The organism is Brevundimonas sp. ZS04 (genome assembly GCF_001956865.1).
Lineage (GTDB): Bacteria > Pseudomonadota > Alphaproteobacteria > Caulobacterales > Caulobacteraceae > Brevundimonas > Brevundimonas diminuta.
The window spans coordinates 361,574-387,251 of sequence record NZ_MTHE01000001.1 but is presented as its reverse complement, the minus strand read 5'-3'; the positions used below and the strand labels follow the sequence as shown (position 1 = coordinate 387,251).

Genomic DNA, 25,678 nt, shown 5'->3' with positions numbered 1-25,678 from the left:
TCCCTCCTAAGGAAAAAACGATGAATAAGCTGATCTCTCTGACGCCCGCTGATGTCGCCGCCCGTCTGAAGGCCGGTCAGGCCGTTCTGATCGATGTTCGTGAGCCGGACGAGCACGCGCGCGAACATATTGCCGGCGCCGTCGCCGCGCCCCTGTCGGCTTTTGAGAGCGCCGATCTGGGCCTCAAGCCCGGCGGCGACGTGATCTTCATGTGCCGCAGCGGCAACCGCACGGCCGGGAACTGCGACCGGCTGGCCGCTCGGATCGATGGTCCGGCCCACGTGCTGGCAGGCGGCCTGGATGGATGGAAGAAGGCGGGCCTGCCAGTCGTCGCCGACCGCAAGCAGCCGCTGGAGCTGATGCGTCAGGTGCAGATGGCGGCGGGCGGCCTGATCCTGTTGGGCGGGGCGCTGGGCGTTATGGTCCACCCCGGTTTCTGGGGGATCAGCGCCTTCGTCGGCGCGGGCCTGTTCGTGGCGGGCGCGACCGGCTTCTGCGGCATGGCGCGCTTGCTGGCGGTGATGCCCTGGAACCGCCGGATGAAGCGAGCCTAAGGCTCCAGCGCGCCGATCAACCGGGCGAGCAGGGCGCTCAACGCGGCCTGCTCGTCTCGCGACAGGTCGGCCAGCATGGCCTGGCTTTCGGCCATGTGCAGCGGCATCAGCGTGTCGATCAGGTCGAACCCCTTGGCCGTCAGCCTGACCAGAGAGGCGCGGCGGTCGCTGGGGTGGGGCGTGCGCTCGATCAGGCCTGACTTCTGCAGCCGGTCCAGCCGCGCCGTCATGCCGCCCGACGACATCATCGTCGCCTCATAAAGCGCCGTCGGCGTCAGGCCGTCCGGCGAGGGCGCGCGCCGCAGGGTGGCCAGAACATCGAATTCGCCATGCTGAAGCCCGTGGCGAGCGTAGAGCGGCGCCTGCCGCTCACGCGTCACCAGAATGGAGGCCTCGTGCAGACGCCCCAGCGTCTCCATGGCCAGCAGGTCGAGGTCGGGGCGCGCGACCGCCCATTGGGCGGCGGCGCGGGAAGCGCGATCGGTCATTGTCTTGACATCAAGATACTTGATGGCGAGACATTATCGTCTTCCGCAGCCGGAGTCACCTCGGATGGATCAGTCGAACGCCCCGCAACCTTCGCGCGGCGCGAGTCTGCTGTTGATCGCGGCCATCTTCGCCCTGGCGCTGAACCTGCGCCCGGCGATGGCGGCGGTCGGGCCTCTGCTGGATCTAATCGAAGCGGCGACCGGCATGGGTTCGACCACGGCCAGTTTGCTGACCACCTTGCCGGTGGCGATGATCGGCGTCGGCGCCTTGTCGATCCGTCCGCTGCGGCGACGGCTGGGCGAGCGCAAGGGCGTCCTGCTGGGCGCCGTCCTGATCGGCTTGGCCTGTCTGGCGCGTGCGGCCTTTGACGGGACAGCTGGTCTGATCGCCAGCGCCGTGGCGGTCGGCGTCGGGGTGGCCCTGATTCAGGCCCTGGCGCCCGTGGTCGTCAAACGGGCCTTTCCGACGCGTTTCGGCACGGTCATGGGCGTCTATACGACTGGCATCATGGGCGGCGCCGCCGTGGCGGCGGCGACGGCGGCGGGACTGGCCGAGGCGGTCGGCTGGGCTGGAGCCCTAGCGTTGTGGGCGGTCCCGGCCTTTTTGGCGGCGGTCGTCTGGATCGTCGCCTCGCGCGCCCCGGCGGCTGAAGAACCGAACCGCGCGGCCATAGCCGAAGGAACCCACCCCGAGCTTCCGTTCTGGAAGCAGCCCAGGGCCTGGGCGTTGGTCCCGATCCTGGGGCTGGGCACCTCGGCCTATACGCTCGTGCTGGCTTGGTTGCCGCCCTACTACGTCGACATGGGGCAGACGCGCGCGACGGCGGGCTTTCTGCTCAGCGGCATGACGGGCGCTGAGGTGTTGGCGGGCGTGCTGGTGTCCCTGTTCATCGCGCGTTTTCCCGACCGGCGCGGACCGATGCTGACGGCGGTGGCTCTGGCGCTGGTTGGGCTGGCCGGACTGGTGCTGACGCCGGTCAGCCTGGCGGTTCCGATCATGCTGCTGCTGGGGTTGGGTATCGGGGCGGTGTTTCCACTGACCCTGATCCTGGCCATGGACCAGATTGACGATCCGGTGCGCTCAGGCGACCTTCTGGCTTTCGTCCAGGGCGGCGGCTACATCATCGCCAGCTTGTCGCCCCTGGTCGCGGGCCTGTTGCGCGATCACATGGCCGATCTAACGGGGGCTTGGGTTCTGATGGGGGTCGGTGTGGTGGTGCTGGGCGTGATGACGTTGCAGTTTCGGCTGGGTCTGCCCAAGCTTCGCTGAGCCGGCGCCAAGCTAGCTTGCGGTGTGTGCACAGAAGGCGGAAGATGACATGGGTTGTAGATCGGTCGATCTCGAACGTGAGCTGGAATGACGCGAGATCCCATGAGTGAGTGGCGCGGACCGGCTCTCTTGGTTCTGACTATTGCGTCTCTTTTCGGGCTTTTTGGAACATGGGTGGCGTCGCTGGCTATCCTTTTCGCGGTGAGCGACTTCGGGGCGGGCCGCAGAGAGGCCCTTGGCTTCATAATTTTCTACGGATCGCTCCTGACCTGCCCGCTGATCGGGTGGGCGGCGTTCGCCATCGGGCGTTATCGCACCGCCATGATGATCGCCAGCCCGCCTCTGCTGCTGGCGATCATCTCCGCGTTCATCACGTTACTTAGCTGATCACAGCGTCCGCCAGGCTTTCAGGGCGTTCAGCGCGCGGATGCTCTGCAGGCGCTTCTTGGCGCGACCGCGCTCCTTGGGATGGATGCGCTTGCCGTCCTCATCGACCTTGGGCGCCTCCAGCGGCGGAAGCAGGCCGTAGTTGATGTTCATCGGCTGGAATTTGGAGCCTTCCAGATGCCCGCCGGTGATGTGTTCGACCAGGGCGCCCATGGCGGTTTCCGGCGGCGGCGGCGTCAGATCGCGGCCCAGCGCCTGGGCGGCGGCCAGACGGCCGGTCAGCAGGCCCATGGCCGCGCTCTCGACATAGCCCTCGACCCCGGTCACCTGGCCGGCGAAGCGCAGGCGCGGAATGGCCTTCAGCCGCATCTGCTTGTCCAGCAGCTTAGGGCTGTTCAGGAAGGTGTTGCGGTGCAGGCCCCCCAGACGCGCGAACTGGGCGTTCTCCAGACCAGGGATCATGCGGAAGACGTCGGTCTGGGCGCCGTACTTCAGCTTGGTCTGGAAGCCGACCATGTTGAACAGGGTGCCCAGCGCATTGTCCTGACGCAGTTGGACGATGGCGTAGGGCTTGACCGTCGGGTTGTGCTGATTGGTCAGGCCGACCGGCTTCATCGGGCCGTGGCGCAGGGTCTCGCGGCCGCGCTCGGCCATGACCTCGATCGGCAGGCAGCCGTCAAAATAGGGGACGTTTTCCCACTCCTTGAAGTCGGCCTTGGGGCCGTCCAGCAGGGCGTCGATGAAGGCTTCGTACTGGGCCTTGTCCATCGGGCAGTTGACGTAGGCCGCCTTGTCGCCGCCGGGGCCTTCCTTGTCATAGCGCGACTGGCGCCAGGCGACGTCGAAGTCGATGCTGTCGGCGTGCAGGATCGGCGCGATGGCGTCGAAGAAGCTGAGGCTTTCTTCGCCCGTCGCCTTCAGGATGGCGTCGGCCAGGGCGGGCGAGGTCAGCGGGCCGGTGGCGACGATGACGTTGTCCCAGTCTTCCGGCGGAATGCCCGCGATCTCTTCACGCACGATGGTCACGAGGGGATGGGTTTTCAGCTTGGCCGTGACAGCATCCGAAAAGCCGATGCGGTCGACCGCCAGGGCGCCGCCCGCGGGCACCTGATTGGCGTCGCCGGACGCCATGATCAGGCTGTCCAGCGCCCGCATCTCGGCATGCAACAGGCCGACGGCGTTGTACTCCCAATCGTCCGACCGGAAGGAGTTGGAGCAGACCAGCTCGGCCAGGCCCGTGGTGTGGTGGGCGTCGGTCCGCACCTGCTCCGGCTCGTCCCGGCGCATTTCGTGCAGAATGACAGGCACGCCCGCCTGGGCGATCTGCCAGGCCGCTTCGGATCCGGCGAGACCTCCGCCGATGACGTGCACGGGAGCGGGGCGGGGAGTGGTGGGCGCATTCGACATGGCGGCCTAATAGCCGTCCGCCGTGGTCCTGTCATGCAGGCTGTGGAAGCTGAAGCAGCGCGGGGTGTCGCAGCGGCGCCTTCCCCCGTATAGAAAACGGCGGAGGCTGTTCATGACCCATGGATTCCAGATCGATGAAGCGCTGGCGGATGGTTTCCGTCTGATCCGGCGTCGGCCGGGCAGCGTATTGGCCTGGGGCGTCATCCTGGCCCTGCCTCTGTTGCTGTCCGCCATCGTCATGATCGACCTGTTCATGACCATCGGTCCCGAAGCGATGGCCGAGGATGCGGACCCCAGCCCGCAGGCGCTCGCAGCCATGATGCGGATGCAGGCCTGGTCCATGCTGATCAATGTGGTGCAACTGGTCGGCTATGTGCTGATCATCGCCGCCATTTGCCGCGCCGTGTTGTGGCCCGATCGCGCGCCGGGTCGCTTCTTCGATCTTCGCGTCGGCATGGATGAGGCGAGGGTGGCCGTGGCCGGCCTGGCCGTCATGGCGGGCTGCTATGGCGTGATGCTGGTCGTTGTTCTGCTGGCTTTCGCCTTTGGGGCGGCCTTCTGGATGGTGTCTGAAACGGCGGCCGTGACCATGGGCGTGGCGGTGGGACTGGCGGGGATCGTGGGCATTGTCTGGGCGGCTCTTCGGACATCCATGATCATGCCGCTGAGCATCGCTTCGCAGGACTTTGCCTTCGTGTCGGGGTGGAAGATGACGAAGGGACGAGTCGGCGTTCTGCTGGGCCTGTTCGCGGCGACCATCGCCATCACCCTGGTAATCCATGTGCTGTTTCTGGTCGTAGCCGGCTTGATCGCGCTGGGCGTCAGCATTCCCTTCTGGCCCCAGTTGGCGGGATGGGTCGAGAGCGCACAGGGCGGGGTTCCTGACTTCAACCTCGGCGTGGCCGTGGCTGTGGGCGTTGCGGCCTTTGTGATGATCGCGATCTACTACGGAATCATCGTCGCTATCTGGATCGCGCCCGGCGTGTCGGCCTGTCGGCAGATGCTGGCGACGCAGAAACAGGACGAAACCGGCGCAGCTGCGTTAAGCTGAGCGAGAATCGAGGAGCCAGCATGAGTTTCAACGCCACCGAATCCGCCTTTGAGGGCTTCCGTCTGGCCCGTCGGGCGCCGATGGCCCTTCTGGCTTGGGCCGCGGCCTATATTGTCTTCTTCGCGGTCTTCTTCGCGGTGGCGGGCGGCAGCCTGATCAACATCATCAACCTGGCCGAGCAGATCGAACAGAGCGCCGAACCGTCGATGAGCGACCTGACCAGCCTGGGGCAGGCCTATGGCGCCATGATGGGGCTGGCCCTGCCGCTGTCGCTTCTGTTCAGCGCCGTGCTGACGGCGGCGGTGGCGCGTTCCGTCATCCGACCTGAGGAAAAGTGGTTCGGCTATCTGCGCCTGGGCCGCGATGAGTTGCGTATCCTGGGGGCCACCCTGGTCGTGGCGCTGCTGATGTTCGGCGTCGTGATGGGGGGAACGGCGCTGGTGAGCGTCTTCGTGGGGCTGGCGGCCAGCATGGGCACGCCCTTCCTGATCCTGCCGGCGGTGCTGGTGGGGCTCGGGGGTGCGGCGGTCGCCGTCTGGCTGGCCGTGCGCCTCAGCCTGGTCGCGCCGATGACCTTTGCGGAGCAGAAGATCGCCATCAAGGAAAGCTGGGCCATGACCAAGGGCCGCTTCTGGCCGCTGCTGGGCATGGCGGTGCTGGCGGGCGTTATGTCGATGCTGGTGGGACTGTTGGGCTCCATCGTCATCGCGCCGCTGAATCTGATCTTCGGCGGTCTGGAGAGTCTGGCGGGGGCGGAGACGACCAATATCGCCACGCTGCTCGTGAAGTTCTGGCCGGCCCTGCTGGTGTGGGGCGTGGTCAACGCCCTGCTGTCGGCGGCTCAGGCGGCCATCATCTATGCGCCGTTCTCGGCCGCCTATCTGGGCATCAAGGGCGTGCCGCGCGTCTGATCCGAGACGGCATCGCCGGAAATGAAAACGCCGCGCTCCGATAGGGGCGCGGCGTTCTTTTTGGGTCAGGCGCTCTTGCGGGCTTTGGCGCGCTTGGCGGGCGCGGGTTCGGCGGTCAGGGCGGCGATGCGGCCCTTGCGGCGTTCCTCGTGCCGGTCCAGCACCTCCTTGAGGTAGCGGCCGGTCCAACTGGCAGGGTTCGCCGCGACCTGTTCCGGCGTGCCGACGGCGACGATCTCTCCTCCGCCGTCGCCGCCTTCGGGGCCGAAGTCCAGCAGGTGGTCGGCCACCTTGATGACGTCGAGGTTGTGCTCGATCACGACGATAGTGTTGCCGTTCTCGACCAGTTCCTGCAGCACCTCCAGCAGCTTGCGCGTGTCCTCGAAGTGCAGGCCGGTCGTCGGCTCGTCGAGGATGTAGAGCGTCTTGCCGGTCGCCCGCTTCGACAGCTCCTTCGACAGCTTGACCCGCTGGGCCTCGCCGCCGGACAGGGTGGTGGCAGGCTGGCCGACCTTGACGTAGCCCAGACCCACGCGCTCCAGCGTCAGCATCTTGTCGCGGATCGAGGGCACGGCGGTGAAGAAGCGCGCCGCCTCTTCAACCGTCATGTCCAGAACGTCGGATATGCTCTTGCCCTTGAAGACGATTTCTAGCGTTTCTCGGTTGTAGCGCTTGCCCTTGCAGACGTCGCAGGTGACGTAGACGTCGGGCAGGAAGTGCATCTCGATCTTGATGACGCCGTCGCCCTGACAGGCCTCGCAGCGGCCGCCCTTGACGTTGAAACTAAAGCGGCCGGGACCGTAGCCGCGCGCCTTGGCCTCGGGCAGGCCCGCATACCAGTCGCGGATCGGGCCGAAGGCGCCGGTGTAGGTGGCGGGGTTCGAGCGCGGGGTGCGGCCGATCGGCGACTGGTCGATGTCGATGACCTTGTCGAAATGCTCCAGCCCCTCGATCCGGTCGAAAGGGGCGGGGGCGTCGGACGCATTGTTCAGACGCCGTGCGGCGGCCTTGTAGAGCGTCTCGATGGTGAAGGTCGACTTCCCGCCGCCAGAGACGCCGGTGATGCAGGTGAAGACGCCGACCGGGATCTCGCCCGTGACCTTCTTGAGGTTGTTGCCCGTGGCGCCCGAGACTTTCAGCATCCGCTTGCGATCGATCGGGCGGCGGCCTTCGGGCGGCAGCTCGATCTCTCGCGCGCCGGTCAGGTACTGGCCGGTCAGGGAGTTGGGGTTGGCCATGACCTGTGCGGGCGTGCCTTCGGCGCAGACTGTGCCGCCGTGGACGCCGGCGGCCGGGCCCATGTCGATGACGTAGTCGGCCGTCAGGATCGCCTCTTCGTCGTGTTCGACCACCAGCACCGAGTTGCCGAGGTCGCGCAGCCCCTTCAGGCTGTCCAGCAGACGGGTGTTGTCGCGCTGGTGCAGGCCGATGGACGGTTCGTCCAACACATAGAGGACGCCGGTCAGGCCCGAGCCGATCTGAGACGCCAGACGGATGCGCTGGCTCTCGCCGCCCGACAGGGTGCCGGACGAACGCGACAGGTTCAGATAGTCCAGCCCGACGTTGTTCAGGAAACGTAGCCGGTCGGTGATCTCCTTCAGGATGCGTCGGGCGATCTCGATCTGCTTCTCGGTCAGGCCGTCTTCCAGGGTTGAGAACCACAGGAAGGCCTTGGAGATGGACAGGTTGGAGATGTCGGCGATGTCCTCGCCCCCGACCTTGACCGCCAGAGCCTCGGGTTTCAGGCGCTTGCCGCCGCAGACCTCGCACGGGGTTTCGGACTGATAGCGGCCCAGTTCCTCGCGCACCCAGGCGCTGTCGGTCTCGCGCCAGCGGCGCTCCAGGTTCGGCAGCACGCCCTCGAACGGCTTGGAGACCTCGTATTTGCGGGCGTTGTCGTCATAGACGAACTTGATCTTCTCGCCGCCCGAGCCGCGCAGGATGACGGATTGCGCCTTTTCCGGCAGGTCGCGCCACGTCTTGTCCATCGAGAACCCGTAGTGCAGCGCCAGCGACTGCAGCGTCTGGGTATAGAGGGGCGACGGGCCGCGCGCCCACGGCGCCACCGCGCCCTTGTGCAGGGTCTTGTCGCGGTCGGGGATCACCAGGTCGGCGTCGAAGGCCAGCTTGACCCCCAGGCCGTCACAGGTCGGACAGGCGCCGAAGGGGTTGTTGAACGAGAACAGCCTGGGCTCGATCTCGCTGATGGTGAAGCCTGAGACGGGGCAGGCGAACTTCTCGGAAAAGACGATCCGGCGCGGCTCTTCGCCTTCAGGCGCGCTAGCCCATTCCGCCGTGGCTATGCCCTCAGCCAGACCGAGTGCGGTCTGGATGCTGTCGGCGTAGCGGCCTTCAAGACTTTCTTTGGTTACAATGCGATCGACGACGATATCGATGTCGTGCTTGAACTTTTTGTCGAGCGCGGGAGCGTCCTCGATGGCGTAGAATTCGCCGTCGATCTTCAGCCGCTGGAAGCCCTGACGCTGCCACTCGGCCATTTCCTTCTTGTACTCGCCCTTGCGGCCGCGAACGACCGGCGCCAGTAGCAGGATACGCTCGCCGTCGGGCAGGGCGGTCAGCTTGTCGACCATCTGGCTGACGGTCTGGCTTTCAATCGGCAAGCCGGTGGCGGGCGAATAGGGCACGCCCACGCGCGCCCACAGCAGGCGCATGTAGTCGTGAATCTCGGTGACGGTGCCGACGGTCGAGCGCGGGTTCTTGGACGTGGTCTTCTGCTCGATGGAGATGGCCGGGGACAGGCCCTCGATCAGGTCTACGTCCGGCTTGCCCATCAGCTCCAGGAACTGGCGCGCGTAGGCCGACAGGCTCTCGACATAGCGGCGCTGGCCCTCGGCGTAGATGGTGTCGAACGCCAGCGAGGATTTGCCCGACCCGGACAGGCCGGTCATGACCACCAGCTGCTCGCGCGGAATGTCGAGATCGACGCCCTTGAGGTTGTGCTCGCGGGCGCCGCGAACGCGGATGAAGTTGTGCTTTTCGGTCATGGAATCCGGGAACGCGGAAGGCCCCGGAACGGTCCGGGGCGACGACGCTATATGGGGATCAATTCGCCGGAAACAGCAAGAACAATATGAGAACTTTAGTCTGCTTCAGGCGCCCACGGCGTTTCTGGACGGCGATAGCGTTCGCCGGGGCCGACCAGGGCGCCGTGGGCGTTGGCGACGCCCAGCTCAAGGCTTTCGGCGATGCGGCGGGCGCGGACGATGAAATGTTCGGCGGCGACGGGCGGGCATAGTTCGCGGGCGGTCGCCTCGAACAAGCCTAGCCAGTGATCGAAATGACGCGCGTCGATCGGCAGGGGCAGGTGTTTGGGCATGGGCCGCCCCTGATAGACGCCGGTCGACAGGGCGACGGACGACCAGAACAGCTTCATCTGCTCCAGATGCGGACCCCAGTCGTCGATGCGGGCGGCGAAGATCGGGCCGATGAAATCATCCTCGCGCACCTTGGCGTAGAAGCCTTCGACCAAGGCGTCGATCATGGTCTCGTCGATGCCTGTTTCGGCGCGGATGCGGGCGACGGCGGCTTCGCGACGGGCGGCGGCTTGGGCCCGGTCCGGCGCGGGACGGTCGATGCGGAAGGCGACGGGGCGGTCGGGCGTGCTCATATCAGCAAGATAGGAAGCGGCGTCGCGAAGGCCATGACGCCGATTGTCCAAGGCGTCCCGTCGCTGCATTGCGAAAGCTGCGCCGCAAATTGGGGGTTGCGTTACGAAACGTCCGTCCCCATCTTTCACTCAGCCAACGCATCAGTGAGGAGGCGCGACGATCATGATCAGCACCCTGGAAATCGGTTTCGCCCTTTCCGTGCCGCTGCTCGTGTTCGCCTATGTCCTCGCTCAACCCAAGCCCAAACCGATCCGCATCCGCGCTCGTGACGCTCAACAGCGTCGCGGCCCGCGCACCTGACGGTAGAGGCCTTTTCGACAATCTGACGCTCGCCTTCGGGCGCGAACGCACGGCCGTCGTGGGCCGCAACGGCGTGGGCAAGACCACGCTGCTGCGCCTTGTCGCCGGTCTGGCTGAGCCTGCCGAGGGCGCGGTCGCGCGCGCTGGAACGGTCGGCTGGCTGGCGCAGGCCCAGACTCCGGCTGATGACGAGACTGTGGCGGATACGCTGGGCGTGGCCGAGCTTCTGGCCGTCCTGCATCGCGTGCTGGCGGGGGATGGCTCGCTGGATGACATGGCCGAGGCGGACTGGACGCTGGAAGAGCGGATGCAGGCGGCTCTGGCTGAGGTCGGTCTGGCCGATCTGGGGCTGGATCGCCGCACGGCGGACTTGAGCGGCGGCGAACAGACGCGGCTGCGGCTGGCGGGCCTGAAGCTGGCCGCGCCGGACCTGCTGGTGCTGGACGAACCGACCAACCATCTGGACGCCGAGGCCCGCGCCATGATCGCCGATGTCGTGGCCGGATGGCCGGGCGGGGTGGTGTTGGTCAGCCACGACCGCGCCCTTCTGCGCCGCGTGGACCGCATCGTGGAATTGTCCAGTCTGGGCGCGCGGGTGCATGGCGGCGGGTGGGATCTGTATGTCGAGCGCCGCGACGCCGAACGGGCCGCCGCCGAACGCGATCTGGAGCAGGCCGAGCGCGCCATCGGCCGCGTGCAGCGCGAAAATCAGGCGGCGCAGGAGCGTCAGGCTCGGCGCGACCGCGCGGGCAAATCGGCGCGCGCCAACAGCTCTGATCCGAAGATATTGCTCGACGCTCAGGCCCAGCGGGCCGAGGAGAGCGGCGCGCGCGGCCAGCGCCTGGCCGAGCGCAAGCGTCAGGCGGTCGAGGCGGAATTGGCCGAGGCGCGCGAGCGTGTCGAACGCGTGCGCCAGATGGCCCTGGCCATGCCGTCGACGGGCCTGCCTGGCGGGCGCACGGTGCTGAACCTGAGTGATGCGGTCGCGACGACCAATGACGGACGCCGCTTGCTGGGGCCGCTTTCGCTGCGTCTGACCGGGCCTGAGCGTGTCGCTGTGATCGGGCCCAACGGGGCGGGCAAGACGACGCTCCTGAAACTGATCGCCGGCTTGTCAGAGCCTTCGTCGGGGACGGTCGAGCGGCCGGTCCGCGCGGCTCTGCTGGATCAACAGGCGGCCATGCTGAAGTCCGACGAAACCCTGGTGGACGCCTGGCTGAGGTTGAACCCGCAGGGCTCGCCGAACGCCGCGCGGGCGGCTCTGGCGCGCTTTCTGTTCCGCAATGTGCAGGCGGACCGACGTGTGGGCGAACTGTCGGGCGGAGAGCGTCTGCGCGCGGCGCTGGCCTGTATCATGACGGGCGCGGAGCCGCCGCAGCTGCTGGTGCTGGACGAACCCACCAACCACCTGGATATCGATTCCGTCGAGGCGGTCGAGGCCGCCCTGTCAGGCTATGACGGCGCCTTGGTCGTGGTCAGCCACGACGCTGATTTTCTGGAGAATCTGGGCGTCAAACGGACGATCGTGCTGAAGAACGGTCAACTCCAGCCCTCGATCACGCCCTGACGGCGGCCGCGGATCGCCGGGGTGTTCAGCGTGGTGCGCGGCTCGGCCTCTGCCCGGCCGAACAGCCAGCCCTGGCCATGGGTGACGCCCAGATCGTGCAGGGCGTCGGCGACCTGATCCGTCTCGATCATCTCGGCGATGGTCTCCAGCTCCAGCGAGCCGCACAGCTCGACCAGATGGGCGACCAGGGTGCGGGTGCGGGCGTCGATGTCGATATCGCGCACCAGGGCGCCGTCGATCTTCACCGCATCCACCGACAGGCCGCGCAGATAGTCGAAGGAGGCCGAACCTGCGCCGAAATCGTCGATGCAGACCTTGATCCCGGCGTTGCGCAGGGCGCCCAGGCGCCGGTCGGCGGCGGCCAGGTCGGCTAGGGCGGCGGTCTCCGTCACCTCGACCATCAGGCGACGTCGGTCGTCGGGCGCCGAGGCGGTCATCTTCAACAGGGCGGCGACATAGGCGTCGTTCGCCAGGGACGCACCCGAGACGTTGACGGCGATCTTCAGCAGGCCGCCGCCCGGCTCGCGCAGGCGGCGCACCGCCTTCTCCGCCACGGCCAGGTCGAAGCCTTCGATCAGGGCCAACTCCTCGGCCATGCGGATGGCGGCGGCGGGGCCTGATCCCTTGCCGAAGCGGGCCAGGGCTTCGAAATGGTGCACGGCCCGCGTCTTCAGGTCGACGATGGGCTGGTAGTAGAGGGCGAACTCGCGGTCGCGCACGATGCTGCGGAAACGGTCGGCGTCCTTCAGCGTGCGTTGCAGGGAATCGGCGAAGGACAATTCGGGCTGATCCAGCCCGCCGTCCTTCAGGCAACCCTCGATGGCGAACCGCATGGCGCGCAGGGCCGAGGCCGCGTCGCTGCCTAGAGCGCTCTGCGTCGCGACGGCGGACAGGGCCAGACCCTCGGCCTGACCGGCCTTCTGCATTTCCGCCGCAAGGTCGCGCGTATCGTCCAGGCTGCGGATCAGGGCGTAGCGGTCAGACGTCAGCTGACCCGCGCTGGCGCCGTCGTGCGAGGCGGCGTTCAGAGAGGCGCCGATGCGGCTGTGGACGCGTTCCAGCGTGGCGGGATCGACGCCCTGCAGGCCGTTCACGTCGATGAAGGCCAGCGCCAACCGCTGCAGGGCGCCGGCCTCGCCGCCGGCCAAACTGGCGCGGGCATGGTTGAGGAAACCCTCGGCGTCTCTGGTCAGGGCGCCGGCGGGCAGGGGCGCGTCCTCGACGACGAAGGGCTCGCCTTCATAGGACAGGGCGCAGGATTGCGCCGGGGCGATGTCAGGCAGGGCGAAGGCGCGCAGGGTGGCCCGACGCATGCGGCCGTCGCCGCAGTCGACCAGGACTTCGGCAGCCGGGCTGCGCTGGCCGGGACGAAGCTCTGCCAGCAGGTTCTGAAGAACGGCTGCGCTGTTGATCGACAGGCGATCGCTGAGGGGATGGCCGACCCAGGCGGCCGTCTGCTGGCCCGCGACGGCGCCTGAACCCAGGGCGAAGCGCACTACGCCGTGCTGATCGACTTCGATCAGGGCGTCGGCAGCGGCGAAGGCCAGGCCCAGGAGGCGCGGGGTCAGGTTCATGCCGAAGCCATAAGACGCAGGCTGTTAAGGAATAGCGACGGCTGGGGTCAGGCGGTGCGATTCAAGGCTACGGCCCGCCCGTCGCCCTGCATGGCCTGGCCCGAAGCGCCGTAGCCCACGCCCTGCGCGCGGGCGCCCGCCACCTCGGCCGCGATGGTGCGGACCAGACCTTCGGAAACCTGGCGCGCCGCTTCCACGGTGACGGCGTGTTCAGCCAGCACCGTTTCAAAGGCCTCGGTCGCCTCGATCAGGGCGCGGCGGTCAGCCTCGGGGGCGATGGCGATGGCGGCGGGATTGGCTTTCACCTGCGCCGACTCGCGACGATAGAGGTTGGCCATCTCCTGCGTCTGGGTCATGCCCTCATTCAGATCCTGAGCGCGGTGGGCGCGCAGCGCTTCCATTTCCAACGACAGTCGCTCGGTCAGATCGCGGGTCAGGCGCGTCAGATGCTGCACGCGTAGGGCGGCGGTTTCGACGTCGGCGGTCATGCGCCTTGCTCCTGCATCTTGATCATCTGGGCCAGAACGCTGTCGGCCAGGCCGACGCCGCCGGCCTTCACCGTCTGCTGGGCCATGGCGTCGACCAGAAAGCCGCGCCAGGCGGCTTCGCCCGCGCCGCCGCCGAAGGGCGCCTCGGTGCTCAGGCCCTCGAACATGGGCTTCATCATCTGCGACAGGAAGCTGGCCTCGAAGGCTTCGGCCGTGCGGCGCATGGCCTTCTGGTTCTCCGACGGGGCCGGACTGGCGGGGGCATTGGCGCGCAGAAGATCGGGGGAGACGGCGAGGGGGCTCATCAGATCACCTCGATTTCGGCCTGCAGGGCGCCGGCGGCCTTGATGGCCTGCAGGATGCTGATCATGTCGCGCGGGCTGACGCCCAGGGCGTTCAGGCCGTTGACCAGGGTGGACAAGGAGGTCGAGCCGCCCACGATCCGCATCTGACGGCCGGTCTCTTCGGAAATGCTGATGTCAGACTGGGGCACGACCACCGTCTGGCCGCCGCGGCTGAAGGGCTCGGGCTGGCTGACCAAGGGCGTCTCCTGCACCGAGACGGTCAGATTGCCCTGGGCCACGGCGACGGTCGAGATGCGGACGGCCTCGCCCATGACGATGACGCCGTTGACCTCGTCGATAATGACCTTGGCCGGGGAATCGATCTGGACCGGCAGGTTCTCGACCCGGCTGAGGAAGCCGGCCATGCCGAAGTTCTGGGGCGCGCGGATGGCGACCACGGTGCCGTTTTCGGCGAAGGCGCTCTGGGGGTAGGTCTGGTTGATGGCGGCGGCGATGCGCTGGGCCGTGGTGAAGTCCGGATTGCGCAGGTTCAGGCGCACCACCGGCATGGAGCCGAGGTCGAAGCCGGTCTCGCGCTCGACCACGCCGCCCGAGGCGATGCGGCCCGCCGTGGGAACGCCGCGGGTGATCGAGGAGCCGGAGCCGCCCGAGGCAGAAACGGCGCCCGTCTGCACCGAGCCTTGAGACACGGCGTAGATTTCACCGTCAGCGCCCTGCAGAGCCGTGACCAGCAGCGTGCCGCCCAGCAGGCTCTTGGCGTCGCCCATAGCCGAAACGCTGACATCCAGCCGTGAGCCGGGCGTGGCGAAGGGCGGCAGCTCGGCCGTGACCATGACGGCGGCCACGTTCTTGGTGTTCAGGTTGGCGCCGCGGATGTTGACGCCCTGGCGCTCCATCATCCCTTCCAGCGACTGGCGGGTGAAGGGCGAGTTGCGGACGCTGTCGCCGGTGCCGTTCAATCCGACCACCAAGCCGTAGCCGACCAGCTGGTTCGAGCGGACGCCCTCGATGGAGACGATGTCCTTGATGCGCGACTGGGCCTCGGCCACGCCCGGCTGGGCGGCGAGAACCAGGGCCGCGATGGCCGGGCCGATAAGGGCGGTAAGCAACTTCTGCATACGACAGACGTCCCTGCGTGAGCGTTCATCATTAACCATGCGAGGATCGTGCCGGAGAAAAATGCGAGTGAATTCAACATTGGTCGATTTTCGACCCGGCGCCTGACGGCAGGTTTTGCCGAGCTGTTAACCAAGACTTCAGCCCCTGAGTGCAGGGTGCGAAACGTAGAAGGAGACGTCTTGCATGAAGGTCACCGGACCCTTGGGCGCCGCTTCGACGCCGGCTGCGCGACCCGCTGCGCGTGGCGCGGGCGGTTTCGCCCTGCCGACGACCGGAGGCGCGGTCTCGGCGGCTCAGGCCGGCGCGACCTCATCCGCGTCAGGCGTCGCGAGCGCTGCTGCTCTGATGGCGTTGCAGGGCGTGGAAGACCCGACGGAGCGCCGCCGCCGCGCCATTCGCCGGGGCTCGGGCCTGCTGGATCGACTGGACGAACTGAAGCTGGCGCTGTTGGGCGGTCAGGACGGGGCGACGGCCCTTGGGCGTTTGGCCCGCGACCTGCGCGAAGAGCGCGATGAAGAGGGTGAGCCGGGCCTGAAGGCTGTGCTGGATCAGATCGATCTGCGCGCTTCGGTAGAATTGGCGAAAGCGGAAATGAGTCGATCGCGCTCCTGAAGGCGTTGAAACTTCGGCTGAACCCCCGATTTCCGGGGCTTTGTGAGGATAATTCGCCACACTGCCCCTACGGAAGCGCAGCTTAGCCATATCACGGACTCGCGAACGCCATTGCCGCGACTCTTGCGCTTGCCTATACGGCCCATGCGCCGCAGGGGGGCGCGATAGAGAACGAGTGTGAGTGCGATGACCGCATTGGCCTCTGTAGTGTCCGGGGATACGGCTGTTTATCGGCCGACCGACGACGAACCGTTCATGAACGAACGGCAGGTCGCCTATTTCAAGAATAAGCTTTTGTCCTGGAAAGACGACATTCTTCGCGAGTCGAAGGGCACTGTCACCAATCTGAAAGCCGAGACCGAGAACCATCCTGACTTGGTGGATCGGGCCTCATCGGAATCCGATCGCGCGCTGGAGCTTCGGACTCGCGACCGGCAACGCAAGCTGATCTCCAAGATCGATGATGCGCTGCGCCGGATCGAGGACGGCACCTACGGCTACTGTGAGGATACCGGCGAGCCGATCGGGCTGGGTCGTCTGGAGGCTCGCCCGACGGCGACCTTATCAGTTGAGGCTCAGGAGCGGCATGAACGTCGTGAGCGGGTCCACCGCGACGACTGAAGCGATGCAAACTTTCGTCAAATGACGAAAAGTTCGGGTTTGCTCCAAGCTTGAGCCATTTTGCGCTGCGATAGGCGCTGCGACGGCGTTGATCTGCCGTCGTTGCTCTTAATCTATGCAAGGATGTTTCATGACCCGTACGTTCGCCTCTCTTTCGGCTGTCGCTTTGTTGGCGCTTGGGGCCTGCGCCCAGACATCTGCTGTCGACCCCACGCGTCCTGCGGGCCAGGGCGGCGTCGTAGAGAAGGTTGTCTACGTGGCCTCTGAAGTGCGCCCATGCACGGCGGGCGTGGCGCGGACGACCTGCCTGCAGGTGCGTGAGACCGAGAGCGCGCCCTGGGAGCTGCACTATTTCGGCTACGAAGGCTTCGAGCATAAGCCGGGCGTAGAATACCGCCTGCGCGTTCGCGGTACGCCGGTCGCCAATCCCCCGGCCGACGCGTCTTCGATCCGCTGGTCGCTGATCGAAATCCTAGACCAGAAGCCCGCTCAGTCCTGATCAGGTTTCCGCACGCGCCTCTCTTGACTTCGAGGGGGCCGTGATCGACCTAGACCCTTATCGGAACGGCGTCGCGCCTGCACAGGTGCGACGCCTTTTCGACGTTTTCAGAGACTGGACGCTCTGCCCGGATCATCATGGTTCGCGGCGGGCCGCCCGGCCGCCTTCGCTTTCAGGCTCGCAGGATCCTCATGTCCGTCAAGGTTCGTTTCGCTCCGTCTCCCACGGGTAAGCTGCACGTCGGCAATGTCCGCACGGCTCTGGTGAACTGGCTGTTCGCCAAGGGGCAGGGCGGCGCCTTCGTGCTGCGCATCGACGATACCGACCTGGTCCGTTCGACCCAGGAGTCGGAAGACAACATCGAGATCGACCTGAAGTGGCTCGGCCTGACCTGGGACGAACGCTACAACCAGTCCAAGCGGTTCGATCGCTATGAAGAGGCCGCCGCCCGCCTAAAGGCCGATGGCCGCCTCTATCCTTGCTACGAAACAGCCGATGAGCTGGACCGCCGCCGCAAGGTGCAGCTGTCGCGCGGCCTGCCGCCCATCTATGACCGCGCCGCCTTGTCGCTGACAGATGCTGAAAAGGCCGCGCTGGAGGCCGAGGGCCGCCGTCCGCACTGGCGCTTCAAGCTGGAAGGCAAGCGCGTCGCCTGGGAAGACCTGGCGCGTGGTCACGCCGAGGTGGACACCGCCTCCATGTCCGACCCGGTGCTTATCCGCGAGGACGGCCTGTTCCTCTATACGCTGCCGTCGGTCGTCGACGACATCGACATGGAGATCACCCACATCATCCGGGGCGAGGACCACGTCACCAACACCGGCGCCCAGATCGAGATCTTCGAGGCGCTGGGGGCCAGGGTTCCCGGATTCGCTCACATGCCGCTGCTGGTCGGCGCTGACGGCACGGCCCTGTCCAAGCGTCTGGGCTCGCTGGCCATCATGGACATGCGCGCCGATGGCTATGAGCCGATCGCCATCACCAGCCACCTGGGCAAGATCGGCACCTCGGACAATCTGGAGGTCGCCGCTTCGCTGCAGGAACTGGGCGAGGCCTTCGCCTTCTCCAAGATGGGCCGTTCGCCCGCCCGCTATGACACGGCCGATCTGGATCGCCTGAACGCCCAGGCGGTGCACGGGATCGACTACGCCGCCGCCCAGCCGCGCCTGGAAACCCTGGGCGTCGATCTGGGCGAGACCTTCTGGAACACGGTGAAGGGCAACCTCAGCAAGTTCGGCGATGTTGTTGAGATGGCGAAGATCGTCACGGGGCCGGTGACGCCGGTGATCGAGGACGCCGCCTTCGCCGCCGCGGCTCTGGAACTGCTGCCCGAAACCATTGACGCCGACGCCTGGTCGGCCTGGACCTCGGCTGTGAAGGACAAGACCGGCGCCAAGGGCAAGGGCCTGTTCATGCCGCTCCGTCTGATCCTGACGGGCCAGGCGCACGGACCGGACATGGCGGCCATGATCCCGCTGATCGGGCGCGAACGCATGATCCAGCGCCTGAAGGGCGAAACCGCCTGACGGTCCGTCCAACGGATACAAGAAAGGCCGCCTGCGTCGTGAAGGCGGCCTTTTTCGTTCAGGGTTGAAGCTGGATCAGCCCGCGTTGCAGGCGGCGATCTCTTCTGCGCTCAGGGCCTGGCCCTTGTAAGAGAAGCTGGTCACCGGACCCAGCTTGGCGACCACGCGGCGGCAGGCGCGCGTCGCGGGCTGGTTGGAACCGCCGGTGGCGGTGCAGGCGTCGCCTTCGCAGCGCCAGGTGGCGCCGTCGACGATCACACGGCCGGTCGGGGCCTTGGCGGCGTCAGCCAGGGTGGCGCTGGTGGCCGGGGCCTGGGCGAAGGCAGGGGCGGCCGCGAACAGGGCGACGGCGGCGAGAAGAGCACGCATGAACAGTCTCCGATAAGGGTGGGGCGCACGCCCAGCATCGCCATAGGCCGTTTTTTAAGAAAACTGTCAATCCAGCTTCTCGCCTGACGGACCGGCGTTACTGACGCACGTTTACTTACCGACGATCATGTTGCAAGTGGGGCGTGTCCTGAGCTGATTTCATGGCTTCGATCGCGCCCTCGACCGAATCGACGCTGACATAGGCCTCCAGGAAGCTGGCCGGCGTCATGCCCTTTTCGACCGTGTGCTCGATCAAGGTGAAGAAGCCGTCCCAGAAACCGTCCAGATTCAGGAAGATGACGGGTTTGGCGTGCAGGTCCAGCCGCTTCCACGACAGCAGCTCCACGACCTCTTCCAGCGTGCCGACGCCGCCGGGCGCGACGACGAAGACGTCGGATTCGTCGTACATCAGCTGCTTGCGCTCGTGCATGGAGGTGACGACGATCGTCTCCACATCGTCGAACAGGCGTTCACGGCTGCGCAGGAAGGCGGGCATGATGCCGACGACGCGGCCGCCGGCTTCATGCGCTGCGCGAGCCGAGGCGCCCATCAGGCCCACGCCGCCGCCGCCATAGACGAAGCGCCAACCCGCCTCGGCTACAGCCTTGCCGAACTCCGCGGCCGCCTGGATGTAGCGCGGGTCGGTCCCGTCGGAAGAGCCGCAGAACAGGCAGACGGATTGGCCCTCGAACGGGGCGATGTTGACGGAGGGCAGGGACATGGAACCTTTGGTGACCTCGGGCGGCAAGTGAAGACAGGCGGGGAGCGCCAAGCGGGCCGGGTTGAAGGGGCTGGGCCAAGCGAACGGAGCCGTCTATCTGGACACACAGCCTTATAGCGATGCGGGACAGGATGGAACGAAGGATCGGCCTGCGACTGAGTTTGAGCCTGGCGCTGGGATTGGCGACGGCGCTTTCGGCGTGCGGCGCTCCCAAGAGCGATGCGGAAGCCGATACGGCCGAAGTCCAGGATGGCGACTGGATGGCGACGCCGCGCATCACCAGCGTGTTGTCCCAGACGCCTGGAGGCGTCTTGGTGCGAGGAGAAGCCGCGCCTGGCGCGCGCGTGATCCTCAGCGGCGCTGATGGTTCTGCCGTGGCCGCCGCCGCGGATGCGCAGGGGCGATTCGAGCTGCATGTCGGTCCTGCGGCGGTCGGGCGGATTCTGACGCCTGAGATCCAGATCGGGCAGGCGACGACGCCGGGACCGCAACGTCTGCTGGTGGTCGGGGAAGGCGGGCGTCTGGCCGCCTTGTTGACCGACGGCGGCGCCAGTCTGCGCCTGACGCCAGGACCGACCTTGGACGCTTTGGACGGCGACGGTCGCGGTCTGATTGCCTCGGGCCGCGCTGATCCTGGCCGAAAAGTCGCGGTCCAAGCCGGAGGAGGAACGGCCCAGGGCGTGGCGGATTCGCATGGTCGTTGGAGCGTTGTCGTTCCTGCTGTGGGAGATCGCGCGAGCGATATCGAGGTAGAGGGGCGGATATTCCGCTATCCGGGCCCTGGCGCCCCTGATCGGGTTGAGCGAGCAGGAGAAGGGTGGCGGGTCACACGCCAGTTGTCAGGCGCTGCGCGCCAGACGACCTGGTTTCCTGATGCAGGCGCATGAATTTCAAGCCTGATCGTCGTTAATGCGGCGTTAACCAAACCAGTTGATCAAGGAGCAGTCTTCTTTCTTCGAGGACACCCACCATCACCAAACGACTTTCGGCCCGATGCTCATTGCGTCGGGCTTTCTTTTGATCTCACGTGCGTGGATGCATGGTGAGGAAGGCAGGCAGCAAGCTGGCCACGACGCGGCGGCTGGCATCGTCCGATTGACCCAGCATCTCCCGTAAAGGGTCGCCGATCAGCGCTTCGCCGAATGCGCTGAGCGCAATGAAGAGAACGGCCGAGCCGATGATCTCGTCTGATCGATCGCCGCCCAGGCCGATCTTTTCCTGGATGGCGACAACCAAATTCTGAACGGCCTCTCGAACGGGTTCGAGATGGGACAGGTCGCCAGACAATGCGATCCAGGCCGCCAGTCGGCCTGCGCCGCCGGTCGAAAAGGCGTCGAAGACGGCGTTGATGAGCTCCAATGGAGCGCCTTCGTCTGTCCGAAGCCTGGCGACTGCGGCGTCCAAGGCGTCGTTGAGATCGGCGACCATCGAGCCCATGAGCGCCGACTGCAGTCCGGCGGCTGAGCCGAAATGGTGGATCAGGTTGGCGTGGGTGACGCCTATTTCTCCCGCGACCGCAGCCAGGGTTACAGCGTTCGGTCCGCCGGAGAGCAGGAGATCGCGCGCTGACGCCAAGGCTTCGCGGCGGGCTTCCTCGGGCGAGCGCCGTCGGCGGCGCGGCTTATCGGCGATTTTAATTGACATTTATGTAAATGACATCCATGTAGGTAACGTGTCTTACGAGTCGTCCAAGGAGACTGCAAGCCATGGTCGCGACGGCGCTTGATGATAGTGGAGCCATAACGGGCTTTCGCGAAGCCTCTCGTACGCTGAAACGTAGAGTTCAGCCCGTTCGTGCAGCGCGCGCGATACGTCGGCTGGTGGCGGACAAGGATGACACCGAACAGGTGTTCGAGATCATGAACGCCTTGGCGGGACGTTCTGTGGACTGGGGCTATGCGAAGTTGCTGAACTCCTCCGAAGGCGGCGTTCAGGCGTATCGCCGTTTGGAATTGGCGGACCGACTGCAGGATCGGGAGTGGTTGAAGACCATGCCGGCAGGCAGCGTCGGGGCGGCCTATCTGGATTTCATCGTCTCGCAGGATTTCTCCGCTTATGGCCTCGCTGAAGAAAGCCGCAAGGTGACGGACAGCGAGATCGAAGCCGCGCATCCGCGCGCCTGGTACGGGCGACGCCTGCGAGACGTGCACGACATCTGGCACGTGTTGACGGGCTATCACACCGACGCTCTGGGCGAAGCCTGCGTTGTGGCCTTTTCTCTGCCGCAGACGCGGAGCTCCGGCTTTGGCCTGATCGCGGCGGCGATCGCTGTGCAGTTCGCGCGAGCGCGCACCGGCTATCCATGCGCCCGGGCGGTGTTTCAGGCCTGGCGCGACGGGCGCCGTGCGGCCTGGCTTCCGGGACAGGACTACGAAGCCTTGCTCGCAGAACCGTTGGATCAGGCGCGGCTTCGCCTGCGTATTCGCAGGCCGGACGTCTACGAACGCGTGCCTGCGGCGGTTCGAAACGCCTACCTGGGCGGCAAGGGCTGAGGCGCGAGCGAGGGAGCGCGGCGGGGCGGCCGCGTTTCCTCCTTTCAGGACAATGGAAGACAGTCTGAGCGACTTCGCCTGTCGCTGGGGCGGAAGGATCGTTCATGTGGATTTGGATCGTGTCGGGCGCGGCTGTCGCGGCCCTGCTGGTGTTGCTGCTTATCCGGCCTGTACGCCGCACCTTGCTGTCTCGCCCGGTGATGAGCGTGTTTCGTCGCATTATGCCGCGTATGAGCGCGACCGAGCAGGCGGCGATCGAGTCCGGCAACGTCTGGTGGGACGCCGAGTTGTTCTCGGGACGGCCGGACTGGAAGCGTCTGCTGGCGACGCCTGCGCCACGCCTTACGGATGAAGAGCAGACCTTTCTCGACGTAGAGACCGAACGGCTGTGCGACCTGTCCAACGACTGGGACAGCACCGCCGTCTGGCAGGATCTGTCGCCTGAGGCGTGGGCCTATGCGCGGGACAAGGGGTTCCTGGGCATGATCATCCCAAGGGCCTACGGCGGTCTGGGCTTTTCGGCTTACGCCCACAGCCAGGTGATTCAGAAGCTGTCGACGCGCTGTTCGGCGGCGGCGGTGTCGGTGATGGTGCCGAACTCTCTGGGACCGGCCGAACTGCTGCTGCGCTACGGCACGGAAGAGCAGAAGAACCACTATCTGCCGCGACTGGCGCGCGGGGAAGAGATTCCCTGCTTTGCCCTGACCAACCCCTTCGCGGGTTCAGACGCCGCTTCGATCACCGACACCGGCGTGGTCTGCAAGGCCATGTGGAAGGGGCGGGAGACGCTGGGCTTCCGCATCACCTGGCGCAAGCGCTACATCACCCTGGCGCCCATCGCGACGGTGATTGGCTTGGCCTTCCGTGCGGTTGATCCCGACGGGCTGCTGGATCAGGGCGAGGAGCCGGGGATCACCTGCGTCCTGATCCCGCGCGAGCATCCGGGCGTGCGGATCGGGCGGCGCCATTGGCCCCTGAACGCTGTCTTCCAGAACGGTCCGATCGAGGGCGATGATGTCTTCGTGCCGATGGAGATGGTCATCGGCGGGCGTGAGCAGGTCGGCGCCGGCTGGCGGATGCTGATGGAGTGTCTGGCGGCGGGCCGGGCCATCTCCCTGCCGTCCTCGAACGTGGGGATGTCCAAGCTGGCCGTGGGCATGGTCGGCGCCTATGTCGCCATTCGTCGCCAGTTCAACCAGCCGATCGGCGCCTTCGAGGGCGTGCAGGAGGCCCTGGCTCGGATGGCGGGGCATCTTTACGCTACGGACTCCGTGCGGCGGTTGGCGGCGGCGGCGCTGGATAAGGGCGAGAATCCTTCGGTCGTCTCGGCCATCGCCAAATACCATGTGACCGAACGCGCTCGCATCATCGTCAACGACGGTATGGACGTGATCGGCGGCAAGGGCGTCTGCATGGGCCCCGGCAACTTCCTAGCCCGCGCCTATCAGCAGATTCCGGTCGCCATCACGGTCGAGGGCGCCAACATCATGACGCGCACCTTGATCATCTACGGCCAAGGCGCGATCCGTTGCCATCCCTATGTCCTGCCGATGATGCGGACAGCCGAAGTGCAGGACTTGAAGGCGTTTGATCGCGCCCTGTTCGGCTATGTCGGCTTCGTGCGGGGCAATATGGTGCGGGCGATCGGGTTCAGTCTGACCGGCGGCGCGCTGATCACGGCGCCGCGCGACGCCGCACCTGAATTGCGTCGCTATTACAGACAGGCGACGCGGCTTTCGACCCTGCTGGCGTTGGCCTCGGACGTCTCGATGGCGATGGTCGGCGGCGCCTTGAAGCGTAAGGGCGCTCTGACGGGGCGACTGGGCGATATGCTGTCACAGCTTTTCATCTTGTCGGCGGCGCTGAAGCGTTTCGAGGACGAGGGGCGTCCGGCCGAAGACCTGCCTTTCATTCATTGGGCGGCGCAGGACGCATTGAACCGTGCGACGACGGCCTGGCGAGACCTGCTGGCCAATCACCCGAGCCGGGGTGCGGCCCTGTTCCTGAAACTGGCGGGGGCGCCGTTCGGCCTGAAGGCGCGGACGCCCGGCGACAAGTGCGCCGCCGAGGTCGCGGGTTTGATCCAGCGCCATGGCCCTGCGCGAGATCGGCTGGTGGCTGGATCGTGGAGCGCCAGCCTGGAGGTCGATCCCATCGCCGCCGTCCTCGTGGCCTTCGACCTCTATCCGCAGGTGGAGGCTGTCGAAGCGCGGCTGAAATCGGCGATCAGGACCGGGCGCTTGTCTCGCGCGCCGCAGGATCTCACACGACTGGCGGACTGGGCGCGAGAGGCCGAGACGCAAGGCTTGATCGACGCCGACGAAAGCGTGCTGATCGCGCGCTATGCCGAGGTGGCGATCCAGGCGATCATGGTCGACGACTTTCCGCAGGACTTCGGCCTGGCGGAGGGGCTGGCCCGTCGTGAGGTGGCGTCGGATCGTCCCGGGACGACGGGCAAGGGGCGGCAGGCCGCCTGATGTCGGATCGTTATCTGGACTTCGCCAACAGCGGTATGGGCGGCTGGTTGACCGGTGCGCTGGGTTTGCCGCGCCCCTTGCCGTTGCGCCGCAGGGCTGAGGCCGGAGCGTCGCCTGTCGGCCCCCTACTGCGGGGCGGCGGCGGGCGGTTGTCATCGCTTCTGCATCGACTGGCGGGCCAGTGGGGCGTCGATCTTCATACGACGCCTGATGAAGGCGCTCGCTATGGCGGGTTGATCTTCGACGCCTCCGACATCGACCGGGCGTCCGGCGCCACGGACCTCTATCGCTTCTTTCATGAGACGGTGCGTCGCCTTGGACCTTGCGGTCGCATGGTGGTGATCGGCCGACCGCCCGAAAGCATGGCGGACGCCGAGGGGGAGGCGGTTCAGCGGGGAGTGGAGGGCTTTGTCCGCTCCCTGGCCAAGGAGGCGCGCGAGGGCGGGACGGCGCAACTTCTGCGGATCGCGTCGGACGCGGAAGAGGCCGCGGCGTCCAGCTTGGGCTTCTTCCTGTCGCCGCGCTCGGCCTATGTTTCGGGCCAGGTGATTACGATCGGCGCGGCGGCGTCTACGTCGATTTCCGCTGACCGGAGGCGAGTCCTGATCACCGGCGCGTCGCGCGGGATCGGTGCGGCCATGGCGCGGCTGTTCGCAGCCGAAGGCTGTGCAGTGACCGCGCTTGACGCGCCTGGCGCGCAGGCTGACTTGCGTGCTTTAGCCGCGCATATCGGGGCCGAGGCGTTAAGCGTCGACATAACTGCGGCCGATGCGGCGGAACGTCTGGTTGAGGCGGCGCGGGCGGCGGACGGCTATGACGCGGTGATCCACAACGCAGGGATTACGCGTGATCGCACGCTGGCCAGAATGTCGGCGACCGAGTGGGATAGCGTCATGGCCGTCAACCTGGGTGCGCCGCTAACTCTGACACGCGCCTTATTGGACGCCCGGCTAATCCGACCTAACGGGCGGATCTTAACGGTGTCCTCGCTCAGCGGCATCGCGGGGAACAAGGGCCAGTCCAACTACGCCTTGTCCAAGGCGGCGTGGATCGGCGCGGTGCGGCGGCTGGCGGCCGAGGCGGGCGACGCGATCACCGTCAACGCCATTGCGCCAGGCTTCATCGAGACTCGCATGACCGCCGCCATCCCCTTTGCCATTCGTGAGGCGGGACGACGGATGAACAGCATGGGGCAGGGCGGTCAGCCGATCGACGTGGCCGAGACCGCCTTGTGGCTGGCGGAGGCGGACAACGGCGGCGTGAACGGCGCCGTGGTTCGCGTCTGCGGTCAGAGCCTGCTGGGGGCCTGAC

Annotated in this window: 26 protein-coding genes; 15 read left to right on the top strand and 11 right to left on the bottom strand. The window is 66.5% G+C overall.

The genetic code is table 11. The features are described 5' to 3' along the window. The first annotated feature begins 20 nt into the window (after positions 1-20). Positions 21-554 (top strand): rhodanese family protein, encoded by a 534-nt coding sequence (locus BJP32_RS01835; RefSeq protein WP_046654094.1) that lies wholly within the window; start codon positions 21-23, stop codon positions 552-554. On the opposite strand, the gene BJP32_RS01830 is transcribed toward BJP32_RS01835, so the two are convergent. After that, complete coding sequence (locus BJP32_RS01830) at positions 551-1,042, bottom strand: MarR family winged helix-turn-helix transcriptional regulator (protein ID WP_046654092.1); 492 nt, start codon at positions 1,040-1,042, stop codon at positions 551-553. The genes BJP32_RS01835 and BJP32_RS01830 overlap by 4 nt on opposite strands. Positions 1,043-1,106: 64 nt before the next feature. Here BJP32_RS01830 and BJP32_RS01825 point away from each other — a divergent pair, with 64 nt between their 5' ends. Next, entirely contained in the window at positions 1,107-2,312 is a 1,206-nt protein-coding gene (locus BJP32_RS01825; protein ID WP_052748088.1) for an MFS transporter, read from the top strand. A 102-nt stretch (positions 2,313-2,414) separates the two neighbouring features. Then, the gene (locus tag BJP32_RS01820; RefSeq protein WP_046654090.1) at positions 2,415-2,699 is read left to right on the top strand and encodes a hypothetical protein; all 285 of its coding nucleotides are present in this window, start codon (positions 2,415-2,417) and stop codon (positions 2,697-2,699) included. On the opposite strand, the gene trmFO is transcribed toward BJP32_RS01820, so the two are convergent. Continuing rightward, positions 2,700-4,106, bottom strand: a complete 1,407-nt coding sequence (trmFO, locus tag BJP32_RS01815; RefSeq protein ID WP_046654088.1) for a methylenetetrahydrofolate--tRNA-(uracil(54)-C(5))-methyltransferase (FADH(2)-oxidizing) TrmFO — start codon at positions 4,104-4,106, stop codon at positions 2,700-2,702. Positions 4,107-4,218: 112 nt separating this feature from the next. On the opposite strand from trmFO, the gene BJP32_RS01810 reads away from it, so the two are divergent. After that, positions 4,219-5,157, top strand: a complete 939-nt coding sequence (locus tag BJP32_RS01810; protein ID WP_046654087.1) for a hypothetical protein — start codon at positions 4,219-4,221, stop codon at positions 5,155-5,157. Between the two features lie 20 nt (positions 5,158-5,177). After that, positions 5,178-6,068, top strand: a complete 891-nt coding sequence (locus BJP32_RS01805) for a hypothetical protein (RefSeq protein WP_076222630.1) — start codon at positions 5,178-5,180, stop codon at positions 6,066-6,068. A gap of 65 nt (positions 6,069-6,133) precedes the next feature. On the opposite strand, the gene uvrA is transcribed toward BJP32_RS01805, so the two are convergent. Further along, on the bottom strand, positions 6,134-9,073 hold the full coding sequence (uvrA, locus tag BJP32_RS01800; protein ID WP_076222628.1) for an excinuclease ABC subunit UvrA: 2,940 nt from the start codon (positions 9,071-9,073) through the stop codon (positions 6,134-6,136). A gap of 95 nt (positions 9,074-9,168) precedes the next feature. Next, a complete protein-coding gene (locus BJP32_RS01795; RefSeq protein WP_198935245.1) occupies positions 9,169-9,696 on the bottom strand; it encodes a group III truncated hemoglobin in 528 nt (175 codons plus the stop codon). A gap of 163 nt (positions 9,697-9,859) precedes the next feature. Between BJP32_RS01795 and BJP32_RS17285 the strand changes: the two genes are divergently transcribed. After that, a complete protein-coding gene (locus BJP32_RS17285) occupies positions 9,860-9,997 on the top strand; it encodes a hypothetical protein (RefSeq protein ID WP_158043286.1) in 138 nt (45 codons plus the stop codon). Beyond that, entirely contained in the window at positions 9,963-11,564 is a 1,602-nt protein-coding gene (locus BJP32_RS01790) for an ABC-F family ATP-binding cassette domain-containing protein (RefSeq protein WP_076222627.1), read from the top strand. The genes BJP32_RS17285 and BJP32_RS01790 overlap by 35 nt, the downstream gene beginning before the upstream one ends. On the opposite strand, the gene BJP32_RS01785 is transcribed toward BJP32_RS01790, so the two are convergent. From BJP32_RS01785 to BJP32_RS01770, 4 genes are read right to left on the bottom strand one after another with little or no spacing between them, the layout of a single operon-like run. Continuing rightward, a complete protein-coding gene (locus BJP32_RS01785) occupies positions 11,537-13,138 on the bottom strand; it encodes an EAL domain-containing protein (RefSeq protein WP_076222625.1) in 1,602 nt (533 codons plus the stop codon). The two genes, BJP32_RS01790 and BJP32_RS01785, sit on opposite strands and share 28 nt — an antisense overlap. 47 nt (positions 13,139-13,185) lie before the next feature. Next, positions 13,186-13,626 carry a hypothetical protein gene (locus tag BJP32_RS01780; RefSeq protein ID WP_046654081.1) on the bottom strand — a complete coding sequence of 147 codons (441 nt, stop codon included), beginning with the start codon at positions 13,624-13,626 and terminating at the stop codon, positions 13,186-13,188. After that, the gene (locus BJP32_RS01775) at positions 13,623-13,931 is read right to left on the bottom strand and encodes a rod-binding protein (protein ID WP_046654079.1); all 309 of its coding nucleotides are present in this window, start codon (positions 13,929-13,931) and stop codon (positions 13,623-13,625) included. The genes BJP32_RS01780 and BJP32_RS01775 overlap by 4 nt, the downstream gene beginning before the upstream one ends. Beyond that, entirely contained in the window at positions 13,931-15,049 is a 1,119-nt protein-coding gene (locus tag BJP32_RS01770) for a flagellar basal body P-ring protein FlgI (protein ID WP_046654078.1), read from the bottom strand. The genes BJP32_RS01775 and BJP32_RS01770 overlap by 1 nt, the downstream gene beginning before the upstream one ends. 184 nt (positions 15,050-15,233) lie before the next feature. Here BJP32_RS01770 and BJP32_RS01765 point away from each other — a divergent pair, with 184 nt between their 5' ends. The 4 genes from BJP32_RS01765 to gltX all read left to right on the top strand — a co-directional run bounded on the left by BJP32_RS01765 (position 15,234) and on the right by gltX (position 18,308). Further along, on the top strand, positions 15,234-15,662 hold the full coding sequence (locus BJP32_RS01765; protein ID WP_046654076.1) for a flagellar assembly protein FliX: 429 nt from the start codon (positions 15,234-15,236) through the stop codon (positions 15,660-15,662). Between the two features lie 186 nt (positions 15,663-15,848). Next, positions 15,849-16,283: an RNA polymerase-binding protein DksA gene (dksA, locus tag BJP32_RS01760; RefSeq protein ID WP_076222624.1), complete on the top strand. Its 435-nt coding sequence runs from the start codon at positions 15,849-15,851 to the stop codon at positions 16,281-16,283. Positions 16,284-16,413: 130 nt separating this feature from the next. Next, positions 16,414-16,782: a DUF4377 domain-containing protein gene (locus BJP32_RS01755; protein WP_040345582.1), complete on the top strand. Its 369-nt coding sequence runs from the start codon at positions 16,414-16,416 to the stop codon at positions 16,780-16,782. 191 nt (positions 16,783-16,973) lie between these two features. Further along, positions 16,974-18,308 (top strand): glutamate--tRNA ligase, encoded by a 1,335-nt coding sequence (gltX, locus tag BJP32_RS01750; protein WP_076222799.1) that lies wholly within the window; start codon positions 16,974-16,976, stop codon positions 18,306-18,308. A gap of 75 nt (positions 18,309-18,383) precedes the next feature. On the opposite strand, the gene BJP32_RS01745 is transcribed toward gltX, so the two are convergent. Both BJP32_RS01745 and BJP32_RS01740 read right to left on the bottom strand, forming a co-directional pair. After that, positions 18,384-18,677: a hypothetical protein gene (locus BJP32_RS01745; protein ID WP_046654074.1), complete on the bottom strand. Its 294-nt coding sequence runs from the start codon at positions 18,675-18,677 to the stop codon at positions 18,384-18,386. Positions 18,678-18,792: 115 nt separating this feature from the next. Beyond that, positions 18,793-19,398 (bottom strand): TIGR00730 family Rossman fold protein, encoded by a 606-nt coding sequence (locus tag BJP32_RS01740; RefSeq protein WP_076222622.1) that lies wholly within the window; start codon positions 19,396-19,398, stop codon positions 18,793-18,795. A gap of 131 nt (positions 19,399-19,529) precedes the next feature. Here BJP32_RS01740 and BJP32_RS01735 point away from each other — a divergent pair, with 131 nt between their 5' ends. Beyond that, positions 19,530-20,285 carry a hypothetical protein gene (locus tag BJP32_RS01735; RefSeq protein ID WP_076222797.1) on the top strand — a complete coding sequence of 252 codons (756 nt, stop codon included), beginning with the start codon at positions 19,530-19,532 and terminating at the stop codon, positions 20,283-20,285. Between the two features lie 136 nt (positions 20,286-20,421). Here the strand turns inward: BJP32_RS01735 and BJP32_RS01730 are convergent, their stop codons facing one another. After that, positions 20,422-21,042, bottom strand: coding sequence for a TetR/AcrR family transcriptional regulator (locus BJP32_RS01730; RefSeq protein WP_046654071.1), 621 nt, complete (start codon positions 21,040-21,042; stop codon positions 20,422-20,424). Positions 21,043-21,104: 62 nt separating this feature from the next. On the opposite strand from BJP32_RS01730, the gene BJP32_RS01725 reads away from it, so the two are divergent. From BJP32_RS01725 to BJP32_RS01715, 3 genes are all read left to right on the top strand, one after another. After that, positions 21,105-21,890, top strand: a complete 786-nt coding sequence (locus tag BJP32_RS01725) for a Coq4 family protein (RefSeq protein WP_052748087.1) — start codon at positions 21,105-21,107, stop codon at positions 21,888-21,890. 104 nt (positions 21,891-21,994) lie between these two features. After that, positions 21,995-24,367: an acyl-CoA dehydrogenase gene (locus BJP32_RS01720; RefSeq protein WP_046654070.1), complete on the top strand. Its 2,373-nt coding sequence runs from the start codon at positions 21,995-21,997 to the stop codon at positions 24,365-24,367. Continuing rightward, positions 24,367-25,677: a 3-oxoacyl-ACP reductase gene (locus BJP32_RS01715; RefSeq protein WP_046654069.1), complete on the top strand. Its 1,311-nt coding sequence runs from the start codon at positions 24,367-24,369 to the stop codon at positions 25,675-25,677. Before BJP32_RS01720 ends, BJP32_RS01715 begins: the two co-directional genes overlap by 1 nt. Position 25,678: the final 1 nt, after the last annotated feature.

What these genes read in the sequence shown, in the direction of transcription:
- BJP32_RS01835 (WP_046654094.1), top strand. Translation starts at nt 21, where the DNA reads ATGAATAAGCTGATCTCTCTGACGCCCGCTGATGTCGCCGCCCGTCTG.
- BJP32_RS01830 (WP_046654092.1), bottom strand. Translation starts at nt 1,042, where the DNA reads ATGACCGATCGCGCTTCCCGCGCCGCCGCCCAATGGGCGGTCGCGCGC.
- BJP32_RS01825 (WP_052748088.1), top strand. Translation starts at nt 1,107, where the DNA reads ATGGATCAGTCGAACGCCCCGCAACCTTCGCGCGGCGCGAGTCTGCTG.
- BJP32_RS01820 (WP_046654090.1), top strand. Translation starts at nt 2,415, where the DNA reads ATGAGTGAGTGGCGCGGACCGGCTCTCTTGGTTCTGACTATTGCGTCT.
- trmFO (WP_046654088.1), bottom strand. Translation starts at nt 4,106, where the DNA reads ATGTCGAATGCGCCCACCACTCCCCGCCCCGCTCCCGTGCACGTCATC.
- BJP32_RS01810 (WP_046654087.1), top strand. Translation starts at nt 4,219, where the DNA reads ATGACCCATGGATTCCAGATCGATGAAGCGCTGGCGGATGGTTTCCGT.
- BJP32_RS01805 (WP_076222630.1), top strand. Translation starts at nt 5,178, where the DNA reads ATGAGTTTCAACGCCACCGAATCCGCCTTTGAGGGCTTCCGTCTGGCC.
- uvrA (WP_076222628.1), bottom strand. Translation starts at nt 9,073, where the DNA reads ATGACCGAAAAGCACAACTTCATCCGCGTTCGCGGCGCCCGCGAGCAC.
- BJP32_RS01795 (WP_198935245.1), bottom strand. Translation starts at nt 9,696, where the DNA reads ATGAGCACGCCCGACCGCCCCGTCGCCTTCCGCATCGACCGTCCCGCG.
- BJP32_RS17285 (WP_158043286.1), top strand. Translation starts at nt 9,860, where the DNA reads ATGATCAGCACCCTGGAAATCGGTTTCGCCCTTTCCGTGCCGCTGCTC.
- BJP32_RS01785 (WP_076222625.1), bottom strand. Translation starts at nt 13,138, where the DNA reads ATGAACCTGACCCCGCGCCTCCTGGGCCTGGCCTTCGCCGCTGCCGAC.
- BJP32_RS01780 (WP_046654081.1), bottom strand. Translation starts at nt 13,626, where the DNA reads ATGACCGCCGACGTCGAAACCGCCGCCCTACGCGTGCAGCATCTGACG.
- BJP32_RS01775 (WP_046654079.1), bottom strand. Translation starts at nt 13,931, where the DNA reads ATGAGCCCCCTCGCCGTCTCCCCCGATCTTCTGCGCGCCAATGCCCCC.
- BJP32_RS01770 (WP_046654078.1), bottom strand. Translation starts at nt 15,049, where the DNA reads ATGCAGAAGTTGCTTACCGCCCTTATCGGCCCGGCCATCGCGGCCCTG.
- BJP32_RS01765 (WP_046654076.1), top strand. Translation starts at nt 15,234, where the DNA reads ATGAAGGTCACCGGACCCTTGGGCGCCGCTTCGACGCCGGCTGCGCGA.
- dksA (WP_076222624.1), top strand. Translation starts at nt 15,849, where the DNA reads ATGACCGCATTGGCCTCTGTAGTGTCCGGGGATACGGCTGTTTATCGG.
- BJP32_RS01755 (WP_040345582.1), top strand. Translation starts at nt 16,414, where the DNA reads ATGACCCGTACGTTCGCCTCTCTTTCGGCTGTCGCTTTGTTGGCGCTT.
- gltX (WP_076222799.1), top strand. Translation starts at nt 16,974, where the DNA reads ATGTCCGTCAAGGTTCGTTTCGCTCCGTCTCCCACGGGTAAGCTGCAC.
- BJP32_RS01745 (WP_046654074.1), bottom strand. Translation starts at nt 18,677, where the DNA reads ATGCGTGCTCTTCTCGCCGCCGTCGCCCTGTTCGCGGCCGCCCCTGCC.
- BJP32_RS01740 (WP_076222622.1), bottom strand. Translation starts at nt 19,398, where the DNA reads ATGTCCCTGCCCTCCGTCAACATCGCCCCGTTCGAGGGCCAATCCGTC.
- BJP32_RS01735 (WP_076222797.1), top strand. Translation starts at nt 19,530, where the DNA reads ATGGAACGAAGGATCGGCCTGCGACTGAGTTTGAGCCTGGCGCTGGGA.
- BJP32_RS01730 (WP_046654071.1), bottom strand. Translation starts at nt 21,042, where the DNA reads ATGTCAATTAAAATCGCCGATAAGCCGCGCCGCCGACGGCGCTCGCCC.
- BJP32_RS01725 (WP_052748087.1), top strand. Translation starts at nt 21,105, where the DNA reads ATGGTCGCGACGGCGCTTGATGATAGTGGAGCCATAACGGGCTTTCGC.
- BJP32_RS01720 (WP_046654070.1), top strand. Translation starts at nt 21,995, where the DNA reads ATGTGGATTTGGATCGTGTCGGGCGCGGCTGTCGCGGCCCTGCTGGTG.
- BJP32_RS01715 (WP_046654069.1), top strand. Translation starts at nt 24,367, where the DNA reads ATGTCGGATCGTTATCTGGACTTCGCCAACAGCGGTATGGGCGGCTGG.